The 14,102-nt window shown below is 66.2% G+C and carries 13 protein-coding genes; 7 read left to right on the plus strand and 6 right to left on the minus strand.

The window, feature by feature from the left end:
- Positions 1-4 precede the first annotated feature (4 nt).
- The 4 genes from rsmI (at position 5) to HMP09_RS08455 (ending at position 3,186) form a co-directional block, all read left to right on the plus strand.
- Complete coding sequence (gene rsmI / locus HMP09_RS08440; protein WP_176501668.1) at positions 5-850, plus strand: 16S rRNA (cytidine(1402)-2'-O)-methyltransferase; 846 nt, start codon at positions 5-7, stop codon at positions 848-850.
- Entirely contained in the window at positions 847-1,245 is a 399-nt protein-coding gene (locus HMP09_RS08445) for a YraN family protein (protein ID WP_232090809.1), read from the plus strand. Before rsmI ends, HMP09_RS08445 begins: the two co-directional genes overlap by 4 nt.
- 225 nt (positions 1,246-1,470) lie before the next feature.
- Positions 1,471-2,424 carry a glutathione synthase gene (gene gshB / locus HMP09_RS08450; protein WP_176499991.1) on the plus strand — a complete coding sequence of 318 codons (954 nt, stop codon included), beginning with the start codon at positions 1,471-1,473 and terminating at the stop codon, positions 2,422-2,424.
- 162 nt (positions 2,425-2,586) lie between these two features.
- Positions 2,587-3,186, plus strand: a complete 600-nt coding sequence (locus HMP09_RS08455; protein WP_176499992.1) for a DedA family protein — start codon at positions 2,587-2,589, stop codon at positions 3,184-3,186.
- Here the strand turns inward: HMP09_RS08455 and HMP09_RS08460 are convergent, their stop codons facing one another.
- The gene (locus HMP09_RS08460) at positions 3,187-4,080 is read right to left on the minus strand and encodes a tyrosine recombinase XerC (protein WP_176499993.1); all 894 of its coding nucleotides are present in this window, start codon (positions 4,078-4,080) and stop codon (positions 3,187-3,189) included. It abuts the gene before it with no gap.
- Between the two features lie 84 nt (positions 4,081-4,164).
- On the opposite strand from HMP09_RS08460, the gene HMP09_RS08465 reads away from it, so the two are divergent.
- The 3 genes from HMP09_RS08465 (at position 4,165) to HMP09_RS08475 (ending at position 8,980) form a co-directional block, all read left to right on the plus strand.
- Positions 4,165-5,622 (plus strand): sensor domain-containing diguanylate cyclase, encoded by a 1,458-nt coding sequence (locus HMP09_RS08465; RefSeq protein WP_176499994.1) that lies wholly within the window; start codon positions 4,165-4,167, stop codon positions 5,620-5,622.
- Positions 5,623-5,688: 66 nt separating this feature from the next.
- Positions 5,689-7,860: a primosomal protein N' gene (locus HMP09_RS08470; RefSeq protein WP_176499995.1), complete on the plus strand. Its 2,172-nt coding sequence runs from the start codon at positions 5,689-5,691 to the stop codon at positions 7,858-7,860.
- 46 nt (positions 7,861-7,906) lie between these two features.
- The gene (locus HMP09_RS08475; RefSeq protein ID WP_176499996.1) at positions 7,907-8,980 is read left to right on the plus strand and encodes an acyltransferase family protein; all 1,074 of its coding nucleotides are present in this window, start codon (positions 7,907-7,909) and stop codon (positions 8,978-8,980) included.
- A 6-nt stretch (positions 8,981-8,986) separates the two neighbouring features.
- On the opposite strand, the gene HMP09_RS08480 is transcribed toward HMP09_RS08475, so the two are convergent.
- The 5 genes from HMP09_RS08480 to HMP09_RS08500 form a co-directional block, all read right to left on the minus strand.
- A complete protein-coding gene (locus HMP09_RS08480; protein WP_056065173.1) occupies positions 8,987-9,241 on the minus strand; it encodes an ATP synthase F1 subunit epsilon in 255 nt (84 codons plus the stop codon).
- Between the two features lie 122 nt (positions 9,242-9,363).
- The gene (gene atpD, locus HMP09_RS08485; RefSeq protein WP_176499997.1) at positions 9,364-10,845 is read right to left on the minus strand and encodes a F0F1 ATP synthase subunit beta; all 1,482 of its coding nucleotides are present in this window, start codon (positions 10,843-10,845) and stop codon (positions 9,364-9,366) included.
- 17 nt (positions 10,846-10,862) lie between these two features.
- Positions 10,863-11,756 carry a F0F1 ATP synthase subunit gamma gene (locus HMP09_RS08490; protein WP_176499998.1) on the minus strand — a complete coding sequence of 298 codons (894 nt, stop codon included), beginning with the start codon at positions 11,754-11,756 and terminating at the stop codon, positions 10,863-10,865.
- A gap of 120 nt (positions 11,757-11,876) precedes the next feature.
- Entirely contained in the window at positions 11,877-13,406 is a 1,530-nt protein-coding gene (atpA, locus tag HMP09_RS08495) for a F0F1 ATP synthase subunit alpha (protein ID WP_055873607.1), read from the minus strand.
- A gap of 2 nt (positions 13,407-13,408) precedes the next feature.
- A complete protein-coding gene (locus tag HMP09_RS08500) occupies positions 13,409-13,978 on the minus strand; it encodes a F0F1 ATP synthase subunit delta (RefSeq protein WP_443026455.1) in 570 nt (189 codons plus the stop codon).
- Positions 13,979-14,102 lie beyond the last annotated feature (124 nt).

Consider the following 14,102-nt stretch of genomic DNA (forward strand, 5'->3'; position numbering starts at 1 on the left):
CCCCATGAACCCTGAACCTCTTCTCGATCCCGGCCTCTACATCGTCGCGACCCCGATCGGCAATCTTGGCGATCTGTCGCCGCGCGCCGCCGACATCCTTGCCCGCGCCGACGTGATCGCGGTCGAGGACAGCCGCGTCACCGCCGGGCTGCTCCGCCACATCGGTACGAAGACGCCGATGGTGCCGTATCACGATCACAGCGCGGAAGGGGTCAGGCCGGCGTTGATCGCGCGGATGGCGACGCAGGCGGTGGCTCTGGTATCGGATGCGGGGACGCCGCTGATCTCCGATCCCGGGTTCAAGCTGGTGCGCGACGCGCGCGCCGCGGGCCATCTGGTGGTGACGATTCCAGGACCCTGTGCCGCGGTTGCCGCGCTGACGCTGGCGGGCTTGCCGACCGACCGCTTCCTGTTCGTCGGTTTCCTGCCGTCTAAGATGCACGCGCGTGCCGAGGCGATCGCTGAGGTGGCGGCGATCCGCGCGACTTTGGTGATGTACGAATCGGGGCCGCGGCTCGGCGCGTGCCTCGCCGCGCTGGCCGAGGGCCTCGGCGACCGCGAGGCGGCGGTGACGCGCGAGATCAGCAAGAAGTTCGAGGAGGCGGTGACGGGGACGCTCTCGACGCTCGCCGCGCGCTATGCCGATGCGCCGCCGCGCGGGGAGATCGTGATCGTGGTCGCGCCGCCGGGCGAGGCTCCGCCGGCGAGTGCGGAGGACGGCAATGCCGCGCTGGTCGAGGCGCTGACGCGGCTGTCGACCGGCCAGGCGGCGAGCGAGGTGGCCAAGGCGCTCGGGCTCGATCGCAAGACGCTCTACGCACGGGCGCTCGAACTGAAGGCAAAGGGGTGATCCTCCCCTCCCCGCGCCCCTCGCGCAGGCGTACGGCCAGCACCGCCGATCGACAGGTCGCGGAGGCTGTGGGGCGGCGCGGGGAGCGGCTTGCGGGCTGGTGGCTGCGGCTGAAGGGCTGGAGCATTCTCGACCGCCGCGTGCGGACACCCGCGGGGGAGGTCGACATCGTTGCGCGCAAGGGCACGCTGGTCGCGTTCGTCGAGGTGAAGACGCGTGCGACCGCGGCCGAACTCGACTTCGCGATCGACGAGCGACGGCTTGCGCGGGTGGCGGCGGCGGCGGAGTATCTGATGCCGCGCTATGCCGGACCCGGCGACGATATCCGGGTCGACGTGATCCTGCTCGCGCCGGGCACGCGCCCGCGGCATATCGAGAATGCGTGGATTGGATAGGGCACCTCTCCCGGCGGCACACTTTCCTCCGTCATCCTGACGAAAGTCAGGATCCAGGGTAACTCTGCGCATCCCTGTTTGGCTCTGGATCCTGACTTTCGTCAGGATGACGGAGAGTGGGTGACGGGGCGTGGATGACCTGGCGTGGATGACCTCGCGTGCGTGATCGGGTGACTTCGCGCCTCTGCGTGCCTACATGCGCTCGACCGAACAGAAGGAAGACGCATGAGCCTCACCGTCGCCGTCCAGATGGACCCGCTCGACAGCATCAACATCGCCGGCGATTCGACGTTCGCGCTGATGCTCTCCGCGCAGGACCGGGGGCACAGGCTCTTCCATTATGCCGCCGAGGACCTGAACTACCGCGATGGCCGCGTCTGGGCGAAGGCGCATCCGGTCACCGTGCAGCGCGTCGTCGGCGATCATTTCTCGGTCGGTGACCCCGTGAACCTCGACCTCGGCGACGAGGCCGATGTGGTGCTCATGCGCCAGGACCCCCCGTTCGATCTCGGCTACATCACCGCGACGCATCTGCTCGAACGGATCGCCGACAAGACCTTGGTGGTGAACGATCCGGCACAGGTTCGGAACGCGCCGGAAAAGGTGTTCGTGCTGGATTATCCACAGTTCATGCCGCCGACCTTGGTCACGCGCAGCCTCGACGAGGCGCGGAAATTTCTCGCCGAGCATGGTGCGATCGTCATCAAGCCGCTGCACGGCAATGGCGGCAAGGCGATCTTCAAGGTCGAGTCGGACGGCGCGAACCTCTCGGCGCTGATGGAGGTCTTCAACATGACGTGGCGCGAGCCGCACATGGTGCAGGCGTTCCTTCCCGACGTCGCCAAGGGCGACAAGCGCATCGTCCTGATCGACGGCGAGGTCGCGGGCGCGATCAACCGGCTGCCGGGCGAAGGCGAGATCCGCTCGAACCTCGCGGTCGGCGGTTCGGCGGAGAAGGCCGAGCTGACCGACAAGGAGCGAGAGATCTGCGCGGTGCTCGGGCCTGAGCTTAAGAAGCGCGGGCTGTTGTTCGTCGGGATCGACGTGATCGGGGGCACGTGGCTGACCGAGATCAACGTGACGTCGCCGACCGGGATCGTCGCGATCGAGACGTTCGACGGGTTGGACGTGGCGGGCATGATCTGGGACGCGATCGAGGCGAAGGTCGCCGCGCGGTAATCATCGGACACCACCCCGGCGAAGGCCGGGGCCCAAATGGAAAGGTCGTGGTAACGGAGCGCCGTCCTTTGCCATGACCGTCCCCCAATTGGGCCCCGGCCTTCGCCGGGGTGGCAGGAGATGGACGGAACCCATCCGCCGTCCCGGCAGTATCTGATACCCATGACCGAATTCATCCTCGATCTCATCGCCTGGGGCGGATATTTCGGCATCTTCCTGCTGATGGCGCTCGAGAATATTGTCCCGCCCGTGCCGTCCGAAGTCATCATGGGGCTGGGCGGCATGGCGGTCGCGCGCGGCGACATGACCGTCTTGCCGCTGATCGCGTGGGGCACTGCGGGCTCGGTCGTCGGCAATTACTTCTGGTATTATATCGGCCGCAACATTGGCTACGAGCGCTTCCGCCCGTTCATCGAGCGCAACGGCCGCTGGCTGACGATGGAATGGTCGGACGTCGAGAAGATCCACCGCTTCTTCATGAAGCGCGGCGGCTGGGTGATCTTTGTGTTCCGGTTCATGCCGACCTTCCGCACCGTCATCTCGCTGCCCGCGGGGATGACCCGCATGCCGATCTGGCAGTTCGTGATCTGGACCGCGGCGGGCAGTGCGATCTGGAACACCGTGCTGACCTATGCGGGTATCCTGCTGGGCTCGCATTTCGAGGAGTTGGATCGGTATGTCGGGCCGGTCGCCATCGCGACCTTCGTCGTCATCATCATCGGCTATGGCTGGCGCGTGATGACCTGGAAAGCGAAGGGCTGACTAGGCCCTGGGATGGGCGTTGCGGTACACGTCCATGAGATGCGCGGCATCGACCTGCGTGTAGACTTGGGTCGAACTGAGGCTCGCATGCCCCAGCAACTCCTGCAGCGCGCGCAGATCCGCTCCCCGGCCTAGCAGATGAGTTGTGAAACTATGCCGCAACGCGTGCGGCGTCGTACGCTCCCCCAATCCCAACCGCTTGCGCGCGACACGCACCGCACGCCGGATCATCACCGGTGACAGCGGTCCACCCTTGGCGCCACGAAACAGCGGCGCGTCGCGTTCGATCGGCCATGGCGACTGCGCGACATAGGCCTCGATCGCCGCGCGGACTTGCGGCAACAGCGGCACGACACGGGTCTTGGTCCGCTTGCCGAGTACGCGAACCGTCTCGCCCAGCGGGAGGATCGACCCCGGCAACGTCAACGCCTCGCCGATACGCAGCCCTGCCCCGTACAGCAGCATCAGCACCGCCCAGTCGCGCGCGCCGATCCACGGCTCGGTGGCGTCGTCGGCGACCTCCTCTGCCAGCGCCACCGCTTCGGCGGGCGAGATCGGCCGGGGCACGCCGCGCTTGACGCGTGGCCCGCGCAATCGCGGCTGCTCGGCGGCGTCATTGGCCCAGACAAGGAACCCACGCACCGCAGACAATTCGCGCGCCGCCGACGCGTTGCCGAGCCCGCCGCCCCGGCGCTGCGCCAGATACCCGCGCAGGTCGGCGGCAGTGACCCGCGCCAGTGCGGCGCGGTCGACTCGCTCGCCCCAATGATCACTGAGGAACGCGGTCAGCCGCTCGGCGGCGGCGCGATAGGCGCGAACCGTGTGGACCGAACGCCGCCGGTCACGCTCGAGGTGCTCGGCCCAGAGCATGGACGGGGGCAGTTTTTCGCTCATCAGGTTCTTATCGGCAGGCACAGGTGGACAGTAACGCCCCGAACAGGCAAAGAAAAATTAACCCAGACACTATATCCGAGTGCCATGTCGCCTGTCGATCTCATCACGCACAACTTTTCGGATGAAGCACAACGCGTGGCGGCGCTTCACGCGCTTGCGTTGCTCGACAGCGAACCGGAACGCGAATTCGATGCCCTGGTTGCGCTGGCGGCGGACATGCTGCGCTGTCCTAACGCGTTATTAACGCTCGTCGATAGCGAGCGGCTGTGGATCAAGGCGGCGAGCGACGGCGAACGTGGCGAAATCTCCCGCGACGTCGGCATGTGCAACTACACGATCCGCGGCAAGGAGCCGTTGGTCATCGAAGATGTGGCGAACGATTTGCGATTCGCCGCCAACCCGCTCACGCAAGGGCCCGACGGCATACGATTCTACGCCGGCGCGCCGGTGCACGCCAAGGATGCGAGCGGCGACCATTATGCGATCGGTTCGATCTGCGTCGTCGATACTGTACCGCGCTCGCTGAACGACGCGGGGCGCAATGCGCTGACTCATCTCGCGACGCTGGCCGAGGCGATGATCGCCGCGCGGTCCACTGCGCGCCAGGCCATCGCGATTGCCACGACCGCCGATCGCCAGGCGGCCGCGCTCGCCCGCCAGGACCGTGTCTTCCGCCAGGCGGAGCGGATGGCGGCAATCGGATCGTGGCGCGTCACCTTGGCCGACGACAGGCTGCAATGGTCCGAGGGCGTCTACCATATTCACGGCCTGCCCGTCGGCGACTTGCCCGAAATGCCTGTCGCGATGGGGTTCTACCCGCCGCACGCGCGCGACGAGATGAACGCGTCGCTGCGCCAGACGATCGAAACCGGCATGCCGTTCGATATCGAAGTCGATTTCAAGACCGCGCAGGGTGAACAGCGCCGGGTCCGGGTGCTTGGCGAGTGCGAAGACGCGGAGGGCCAGACCGTCGCGCTGGTCGGTGTCTTCCAGGACGTGACCGAACGCCACGCGCTCGAAGTCAATCTGCGGCGCTCGGCCAATACCGACTCGCTGACCGGGATCGCCAACCGGGCGGCGTTCGATCGTGCGCTCGATGCGGCGATGACGCGCTCGCATGCCAATGATACGCCGCTGTTGCTGGCGCTGGTCGATCTCGATGGGTTCAAGGCGATCAACGACACGCTGGGGCATGCCGCGGGCGACGACGTGTTGCGCGGCGTCGGCCGGGTCCTGAAGGCGCCCTGGCTCAAGAACAGCTTTGCCGCGCGGGTCGGTGGCGACGAGTTCGCGATCCTGATCGAGGATCCCGGGATGGTCGCGAATCCGGACTATATCTGCACCAGGCTGGAAGAAGCGTTGCGGTTCCCGATCGCGCTGAACGGCCTCGCGATGGTCAGTGCCGGGACCGTCGGCATCACGGCCCTTGATCGCGATTGCCATTCGGTCCGCGATTTCATGCACCGCGCCGACACGATCCTGTACCGGGCGAAGCGCGCGCGGGTCGGCGAACGACGCCGCCCGAACCGCAACGCCGCGTAAGGCTGCATCGACCGACCGTACGTAAGCGGTTCACGCGGACTCGTTCTGTCCCCATATACCGACACAATGTCGTCCCGTGCCCGTGTCCTGATCCTCAACGCTGCCCTTGGGCCGCTCGACTACCGCGTGCCGGCCGGCATGAGCGTTGAGCCGGGCTCGGTCGTGGTTGCCCCTCTGGGCCCGCGACAATTGCTCGGCGTGGTGTGGGAAGCGGAGCGCATGCCGTCCGATGCGGAGGTGGGCGACAACCGTCTGCGCAACCTGCTCGCGGTCGCCGACGTGCCGCCGCTGGGGGCGCCGCTGCGGCGGCTGGTCGAGTGGACTGCGGACTATTACCTGGCGCCAGCCGCGTCGGTGTTACGGATGACGCTCGCTTCGACCTCGGCGCTGGACGGGGCACGAACCGCAGTCGAGTACCGGGCGACCGGCGTCATACCCCCTCGCCTGACGCCGCAACGCGAGCAGGCGCTGGAACGGATCGGCGACCGCCAGGGCCTGATCCGCGAACTGGCAACGCTGGCCGAAGTCAGCGACGCGGTGATCCGCGGCCTGGCGAAGGTGGGCGCGATCGAGGCGGTCGAGGTGAGTATCGACAGCCCCTACCCCGTGCCCGATCCGCAGCATCACGAGCCCACGCTGTCCGGTGACCAACGCGCTGCGGCGGATGCGCTGGTGGCGGGCGTGGCGGAACACGCGTTCCACCCGACGCTGCTCGATGGCGTCACCGGGTCGGGTAAGACCGAGGTGTATTTCGAGGCTGTCGCGCAGGCGATACGCGATGGTCGCCAGACGCTCGTGCTGCTTCCCGAGATCGCGCTGACCGAACCTTTCCTCAAGCGCTTCCACGACCGCTTCGGGTGCGAGCCGGTCGCGTGGCATTCGGGGCTGCGCTCCACCCAGCGGCGGCGGGCTTGGCGGGCGATTGCGAGTGGCGAGGCCCTGGTGACGGTAGGGGCGCGGTCGGCGCTGTTCCTGCCGTACCGCGATCTCGGGCTGATTGTCGTCGACGAAGCGCACGAGACCAGCTTCAAGCAGGAAGAGGGCGTGCATTATCACGCGCGCGACGTCGCGGTGATGCGCGGCAAGTTCGAGGGGTGTCCGGTGATCCTCGCCTCTGCCACGCCGGCGATCGAGACTCGTCAGCAAGTCGCGACCGGACGTTATGCCGAGCTGAAGCTGCCCGGCCGGTTCGGTTTGGCGGAGATGCCGACGATCGAGCCGATCGACCTGATCAAGGAACCGCCTGAGCGGGGTCGCTGGCTGGCGCCACGTCTGGTGAAGGCAATGCAGGAAACGCTCGAACGGCGTGAGCAGTCGCTGCTGTTCCTCAACCGCCGCGGCTATGCGCCGCTGACGTTGTGCCGGACCTGCGGGCACCGTTTCCAGTGCCCGAACTGCACCGCGTGGATGGTCGAGCATCGCCTGGCGCGGCGTCTCGCCTGCCATCATTGCGGCCATATCGAACCGACGCCGAGGGTGTGTCCCGAGTGCAAGGGCGAGGATACGCTGGTCGCCTGCGGGCCGGGCGTGGAGCGGATCGCCGACGAGGTGACCGCGCTGTTCCCCGAAGCGAAGACGGCAGTGGTCACGTCCGACACGATCTGGTCGCCCGCCAAGGCGGCGGAGTTCGTCGGGCGAATGGAGGCGGGCGATATCGACATCGTTGTCGGCACGCAGCTGGTGACGAAGGGATATCACTTTCCCAACCTGACGCTGGTCGGCGTGGTCGATGCCGACCTTGGCCTTGATGGCGGCGACCTACGGGCGGCGGAGCGCACATTCCAGCAGATCCGGCAGGTGTCTGGGCGCGCCGGGCGCGGCAAGAAGCCCGGACACGTGTTCATCCAGACGCACAGCCCGGGCGCGCAGGTGATGCAAGCGCTGATCACCGGCGATGCCGACGCGTTCTATGCCGCGGAGACGGACGCGCGCAAGGATGCGGGCGCGCCGCCGTTCGGGCGTTATGCGGCGATCGTCGTGTCGTCTGAGGATCAGGCGTGCGCGCATGACACAGCCAAACTGGTGGGGCGCAGCGCCCCCGAGGTCGATGGCATGCACGTCTATGGCCCTGCCCCGGCGCCGCTCGCGATGTTGCGTGGGCGGCATCGGTATCGGCTGCTGGTCCATGCGCGGCGTGCACTGGACGTGCAGGACGTAATCCGCGACTGGCTGGGGAAGCTGGAATGGCCCTCGAAGGCGCGGGTAACGGTCGACGTGGACCCGTATAACTTCCTGTGACACCGCCGGAAACCCAGCCTTAACGTTACCCCGTTAAACGGGCGGGATGTCGACCCGCATCGCCCCCATACAATGGCTTCGTGCACTGGCGGCAACGCTCGTACTGCTGATGCACGCATCGGACATGATCGAGTCCGGGCCGGTTTCGTTGACGGGCAAGCTCGTCCCCTCGGTCCCCAATCTGTCCACCTTCGGCGCGAGTGGCGTAGACCTGTTCTTCGTCATCAGCGGCTTCGTCATGGCGCAGTCGCTGTCGACCGCGGACGGCGATTCATGGCGGTTCCTGGCGAAGCGGTGGCTGCGGATCGTGCCGTTGTTCGCGTGCGTCAGCGCGGTCTACATGATGATCATGCACGATCCCCTGACCGTGCAGGCGGCGATCATGTCGATCACCGTCCTGCCGATCCTCGATGGGGCCGGCTATCACGTTCCCGCACTGTATCCCGGGTGGACGCTTGGGTTCGAATTCGCCTTCTATGCGATTGTGGCCGCGGCGATGCGTGTGCACGGCCACCGTGTCGAAACCCTCCTCGCCCTGACACTGGCCTTCGCGATCGTGGGAAGCGTGGTTCACCCGGCCTGGGCGCCTGTGCGCCTGTTGCTCAACCCGCTTCTGCTCGAATTCGCGCTCGGCGTGGTCGTGTGGATGGCATGGCAGCGCGGGATCAGTGTCCGCATCGCGACGCCTGCGCTGATCGCGGGCATCACGCTATTGGCGATCGGGATCGCCTTCGGGCTGGGTTTTTCGCTGTCGCTGCAGATCGATGTCGCGGTGGCGGGTATCTCAGGGCTTCCCCGGACCTGGACGTGGGGCGTTCCCTGGGCGCTCGTGGTCGTCGGCCTCATCGATACCGTTGCCGGGGGTCGGTTCGAGCGGATCGTCGCGCGCGTGGGCGATGCGTCCTACTCGACGTACCTCACGCATCCGTGCCTGATCGCGCTGCTTTGGATGGTGGGCGATTATGTCCCGACCATGTCACCCTATGCTTTTGCCCTGGCGTTCATCGCCGCGTCGACGATGCTGGGGCTGGCCGTGCATCGGTGGATCGAGCGACCGCTGCTCGCGTGGTTGCAGCGTCGCCCACCGGCATCGGTCATGCGAGCGCCGGCGCTCGCATGACTCGACTTACTCGCCCGCGTGCTCGGCGAGGACGGTCAGACCTTTGGCGTTAACCTCGGCGAAGCCGCCCTTAATGGCGATGACCTCGGGCGTGCCGTTCTGCGTGCGGAAGATCTGGACACCACCGTCCCGGACCGTCGACATGAACGGCGCATGGCCTTCCAGCACGCCGAAATCGCCTTCGGTGCCGGGGACGACGACCATGTAGACCTCCTCCGAGCGGACGAGCTTTTCTGGCGTGACGAGTTCGAAATGCAGCATGTCTATCTTCTCACTCCCCTCCCCTTCAGGGGAGGGGCTGGGGGTGGGGGAGTGCGGCAGGCGCGACACGCGCGGTCAGGCCCCACCCCAACCCTCCCCTGAAGGGGAGGGAGTCAGTCGGCTTACGCTTCCGCGGCCATCTTTTCGGCCTTGGCGACGGCTTCGTCGATACCGCCGACCATGTAGAATGCGCTCTCTGGCAGGTGATCATACTCGCCTTCGACCACCGCCTTGAACGAGCGGACGGTATCCTCGAGCTGGACGAACTTGCCGCTGATGCCGGTGAAGACCTCGGCGACGTGGAACGGCTGGCTGAGGAACTTCTGGATCTTCCGCGCACGCTGCACGGTGAGCTTATCTTCCTCGCTCAGCTCGTCCATGCCGAGAATCGCGATGATGTCCTGCAGCGACTTGTACTTCTGCAACGTCGACTGCACCGCGCGAGCCGTATCGTAATGCTCCTGGCCGACGACGCGTGGCTCGAGCAGACGCGAGGTCGAATCGAGCGGATCTACCGCCGGGTAGATGCCCAGCTCAGAGATCGCACGGTTGAGGTTGGTCGTCGCATCGAGATGCGCGAACGACGTCGCAGGCGCCGGATCGGTGAGATCGTCCGCGGGAACGTACACGGCCTGCACCGAGGTGATCGAGCCCTTGTTGGTCGAGGTGATGCGCTCCTGCAGCGCGCCCATGTCAGTCGACAGAGTCGGCTGATAGCCCACCGCCGACGGGATACGGCCGAGCAGTGCCGAAACCTCTGCGCCCGCCTGCGTGAAGCGGAAGATGTTGTCGACGAAGAACAGCACGTCCTGGCCTTCGACGTCGCGGAAATATTCGGCGATCGTCAGGCCCGACAGAGCGACGCGGGCACGCGCGCCTGGCGGCTCGTTCATCTGGCCGAATACGAGCGCGACCTTCGAGCCCTCCGACTGCGGATTGCCGTCGGCGTCCTTGGCGATGACGCCCGCGTCGAGGAACTCGTGGTACAGATCGTTACCCTCGCGGGTACGCTCGCCGACGCCGGCGAACACCGACGTGCCGCCATGGCCCTTGGCGATGTTGTTGATCAGCTCCTGGATCAGCACGGTCTTGCCGACGCCGGCGCCGCCGAACAGGCCGATCTTGCCGCCCTTCGCATAAGGCGCGAGCAGATCGATGACCTTGATGCCGGTCACCAGGATCGCGCTCTCGGTCGACTGGTCGACGAACAAAGGCGCCGAGGCGTGGATCGGGGCGGTCGTCTCTGCGCCGACGGGGCCACGTTCGTCGATCGGCTCGCCGATGACGTTGAGGATGCGGCCGAGCGTCTTCGGGCCGACCGGCACGCGGATCTGCGAGCCGGTGTCGGTCACGGTCTGGCCGCGGGTCAGACCCTCGGTCGCGTCCATCGCGATCGTGCGAACGGTGTTCTCGCCGAGATGCTGCGCGACCTCGAGCACGAGCCGGTTGCCGTTATTGTCGGTTTCGAGCGCCGACAGAATAGCGGGCAAATTGTCGGGGAAATGCACGTCGACGACCGCGCCGATCACCTGCGAGATGCGACCCGTGTTGTTGGTTGCCTTTGGGGCGAGTGTCGTTCCGACGGTCTCTGGGGCGGTTGCCATTGTCTGCTTCCTTGGACTTACTTGAGCGCTTCGGCGCCCGAGATGATTTCGACCAGCTCGGTCGTGATCGCGGCTTGGCGGGTACGGTTATACTGGATCGAGAGACGCGTGATCATGTCGCCCGCGTTGCGCGTGGCGTTGTCCATCGCGTTCATGCGCGAGCCCTGCTCCGAAGCCGCGTTTTCGAGCAGCGCACGGAAGATCTGGATCGCGACGTTGCGCGGCAGCAGGTCGGCGAGGATCGCTTCCTCGTCCGGCTCGTATTCGGTGACCGCCTCGGCGGGTGCGTTGGGCTTGGCCTCGGCACCGGGGATCGTCGAGATCGGCACGGGGACGATCTGGATCCCGGTCGGGATCTGCACCAGCGCCGACACGAACTTCGAATAGAACAGATGCGCGACGTCGAACTGGCCTTCGCCGAAGCGCTTGATCAGGTCCTCGGAGATTTCCTGCGCGTCGCTGAACGCGAGCTTCTTGATCTGTGCCATCTCGTGGTCGGCGAGGATGTCGTTCGGGAAGAAACGCTTGATCACGCGCCCCTTCTTGCCCGCGACATAGAATTTCACGGTCTTGCCCGCCGCGATCAGCTCCTCGGCCTTGCGACGCGCCGCACGGACGATGTTGGTGTTGAACGCACCCGCAAGGCCACGCTCCGACGTCGCGATGACGATCAGATGGACCTGGTCCTTGCCGGTGCCGGCCAGCAGCGGCGATGCGCCCGGCGCGATGCCGACGCGGCCGGCGAGGCTCGCCATCACCGCTTCGAGACGCTCGGCGTACGGACGCCCGGCAACCGCCGCGTCCTGCGCACGGCGCAGTTTCGCAGCGGCGACCATCTTCATCGCCTTGGTGATCTTCTGCGTCGACTTCACCGAGCCGATGCGGATCTTGAGGGCCTTAAGTGATGCCATCGTCTCTTCCTGCTCCCTCGCCCCTCCGGGGAGAGGGTTGGGGTGAGGGGCTGCCAAGGGCGGCACCTCGCGGTACTCCCCTCACCCCGACCCTCTCCCCGCAGGGGAGAGGGAGTTTACTTATGCAAACGTCTTGGCGAACGCCTCGAGCGCCGCCTTCAGCTTGTCCTTCGCCTCGTTACCCAAATCGCGGGTATCGCGGATCAGCTTCAGCACGTCGGCATGGTTCGCCCGCATGTCGGCCAGCAGCGCCTGCTCGTAGCGGGTCACGTCGGCGACCGGCACCTTGTCGAGATACCCGCTGGTGCCAGCGAAGATCGACACGGTCTGCTCTTCGAACGGCAGCGGCGAGAACTGCGCCTGCTTCAGCAGCTCGGTCAGGCGCGCGCCACGGTTGAGCAGCTTCTGCGTCGACGCATCGAGATCCGACCCGAACTGCGCGAACGCCGCCATCTCGCGGTACTGCGCCAGCTCGAGCTTGATCGAGCCCGACACCTTCTTCATCGCCTTGGTCTGGGCCGCTGAGCCGACGCGGCTCACCGACAGGCCGACGTTGATCGCCGGGCGCACGCCCGAGAAGAACAGGTCCGTCTCGAGGAAGATCTGGCCGTCGGTGATCGAGATCACGTTGGTCGGGATGTACGCCGAAACGTCGCCCGCCTGCGTCTCGATGATCGGCAGCGCGGTCAGCGAGCCGCCGCCGTTCGCGTCCGACATCTTGGCCGCACGCTCGAGCAGACGGCTGTGGAGATAGAACACGTCGCCCGGATACGCCTCACGGCCGGGAGGACGACGCAGCAACAGCGACATCTGGCGATAGGCGACCGCCTGCTTCGACAGATCGTCGTAGCAGATCAGCGCGTGCATGCCGCGATCGCGGAAATACTCGCCCATCGCAACGCCGGTATAGGGCGCGAGATACTGGAGCGGTGCGGGGTCCGACGCGGTCGCGGCGATGACGATGGTATATTCCATCGCGCCATTCTCTTCGAGCGTCTTGACGAGCTGCGCGACGGTCGAGCGCTTCTGGCCGATCGCGACATAGACGCAATACAGCTTCTTCGACTCGTCGTCGCCGGCGTTGGCGATCTTCTGGTTGATGAACGCGTCGATCGCGACGGCCGACTTGCCGGTCTGGCGATCGCCAATGATCAGCTCGCGCTGGCCACGGCCGACGGGGACGAGCGCGTCGATCGCCTTCAGGCCGGTCTGGACCGGCTCGCTGACCGACTGGCGCGGGATGATGCCCGGTGCCTTCACTTCGACGCGGCTGCGCTCGGTGGTGTGGATCGGGCCCTTGCCATCGATCGGGTTGCCGAGGCCATCGACCACGCGGCCGAGCAGCTCCTTGCCGATCGGCACGTCGACGATCGTGCCGGTGCGCTTGACGATGTCGCCTTCCTTGATCTCGGAATCGCTCCCGAAGATCACGACGCCGACGTTATCGGCCTCGAGGTTGAGCGCCATGCCCTGCACGCCGTTCGAGAATTCGACCATCTCGCCGGCCTGGACGTTGTCGAGGCCGAAGATGCGCGCGATGCCGTCGCCGACGCTCAGCACCTGGCCGGTCTCGCTGACCTGTGCCTCGGTGCCGAAATTGGCGATCTGATCCTTGATGATCTTCGAGATTTCTGCGGCGCGAATATCCATGGTCAGCCTTTCATCGCCTGCGCGAGCGTGTTCAAACGGGTCTTGATCGACGAATCGATCATCTGGCTGCCGACGCGGACGACGAGTCCGCCCAGCAGCGATGGGTCGACGCTGAGGTCGACGGAAACGTCACGGCCGACGCGCTGGCGGAGCTGCTGCTTCAGCTCGATCACCTGCTCGTCGCTCAGCGGATGCGCGGAGGTCACTTCGGCCGCGATCTCGCCGCGATGCTGCGCAGCAAGCGTGCGGAACGCCTTGATGATCTTGGGCAGCGCGCCCAGCCGGTGGTTCTCGGCGAGGACGCCGAGGAAGCTCTTGGTGGTCGCATCGACGCCGAGCGCGTCGGCGACGGCGAGGACGGCCTTCACCGCCGCGCCGCGCGACACCATCGGGCTGGTGGTCAGAGTACGGAAATCCTCCGACTGCGCCAATGCGTCGCGCACGTTCGCCAGGCTCGACTCGACAGCATCGATCGACTTCGCGTCACGTGCGAGTTCGAACAGGGCCAGCGCATAACGCCCGCCCAAGCTCGCCTGAATACCGCCGCCGGCGTTACCGGGAATTGTCTCCACGGACCTGTCAATCCTCGCCTGAAACCGAAAATGTTGCTGTCCCATGGGGGAAGAGGGCGCGAAAGCACCTCTTCATGGGACGCGGCGCGGGTAGCATCGGGTTCGGCGATTGGCAACCCGGCGG

It is taken from the genome of Sphingomonas sp. HMP9, from assembly GCF_013374115.1.
In the GTDB taxonomy this organism is placed as follows: domain Bacteria; phylum Pseudomonadota; class Alphaproteobacteria; order Sphingomonadales; family Sphingomonadaceae; genus Sphingomonas.

Coding starts and splice junctions, on each gene's coding strand:
- rsmI (WP_176501668.1), top strand. CDS start 5: ATGAACCCTGAACCTCTTCTCGATCCCGGCCTCTACATCGTCGCGACC.
- gshB (WP_176499991.1), top strand. CDS start 1,471: ATGAGCCTCACCGTCGCCGTCCAGATGGACCCGCTCGACAGCATCAAC.
- HMP09_RS08455 (WP_176499992.1), top strand. CDS start 2,587: ATGACCGAATTCATCCTCGATCTCATCGCCTGGGGCGGATATTTCGGC.
- HMP09_RS08460 (WP_176499993.1), bottom strand. CDS start 4,080: ATGAGCGAAAAACTGCCCCCGTCCATGCTCTGGGCCGAGCACCTCGAG.
- HMP09_RS08465 (WP_176499994.1), top strand. CDS start 4,165: ATGTCGCCTGTCGATCTCATCACGCACAACTTTTCGGATGAAGCACAA.
- HMP09_RS08470 (WP_176499995.1), top strand. CDS start 5,689: ATGTCGTCCCGTGCCCGTGTCCTGATCCTCAACGCTGCCCTTGGGCCG.
- HMP09_RS08475 (WP_176499996.1), top strand. CDS start 7,907: ATGTCGACCCGCATCGCCCCCATACAATGGCTTCGTGCACTGGCGGCA.
- HMP09_RS08480 (WP_056065173.1), bottom strand. CDS start 9,241: ATGCTGCATTTCGAACTCGTCACGCCAGAAAAGCTCGTCCGCTCGGAG.
- atpD (WP_176499997.1), bottom strand. CDS start 10,845: ATGGCAACCGCCCCAGAGACCGTCGGAACGACACTCGCCCCAAAGGCA.
- HMP09_RS08490 (WP_176499998.1), bottom strand. CDS start 11,756: ATGGCATCACTTAAGGCCCTCAAGATCCGCATCGGCTCGGTGAAGTCG.
- atpA (WP_055873607.1), bottom strand. CDS start 13,406: ATGGATATTCGCGCCGCAGAAATCTCGAAGATCATCAAGGATCAGATC.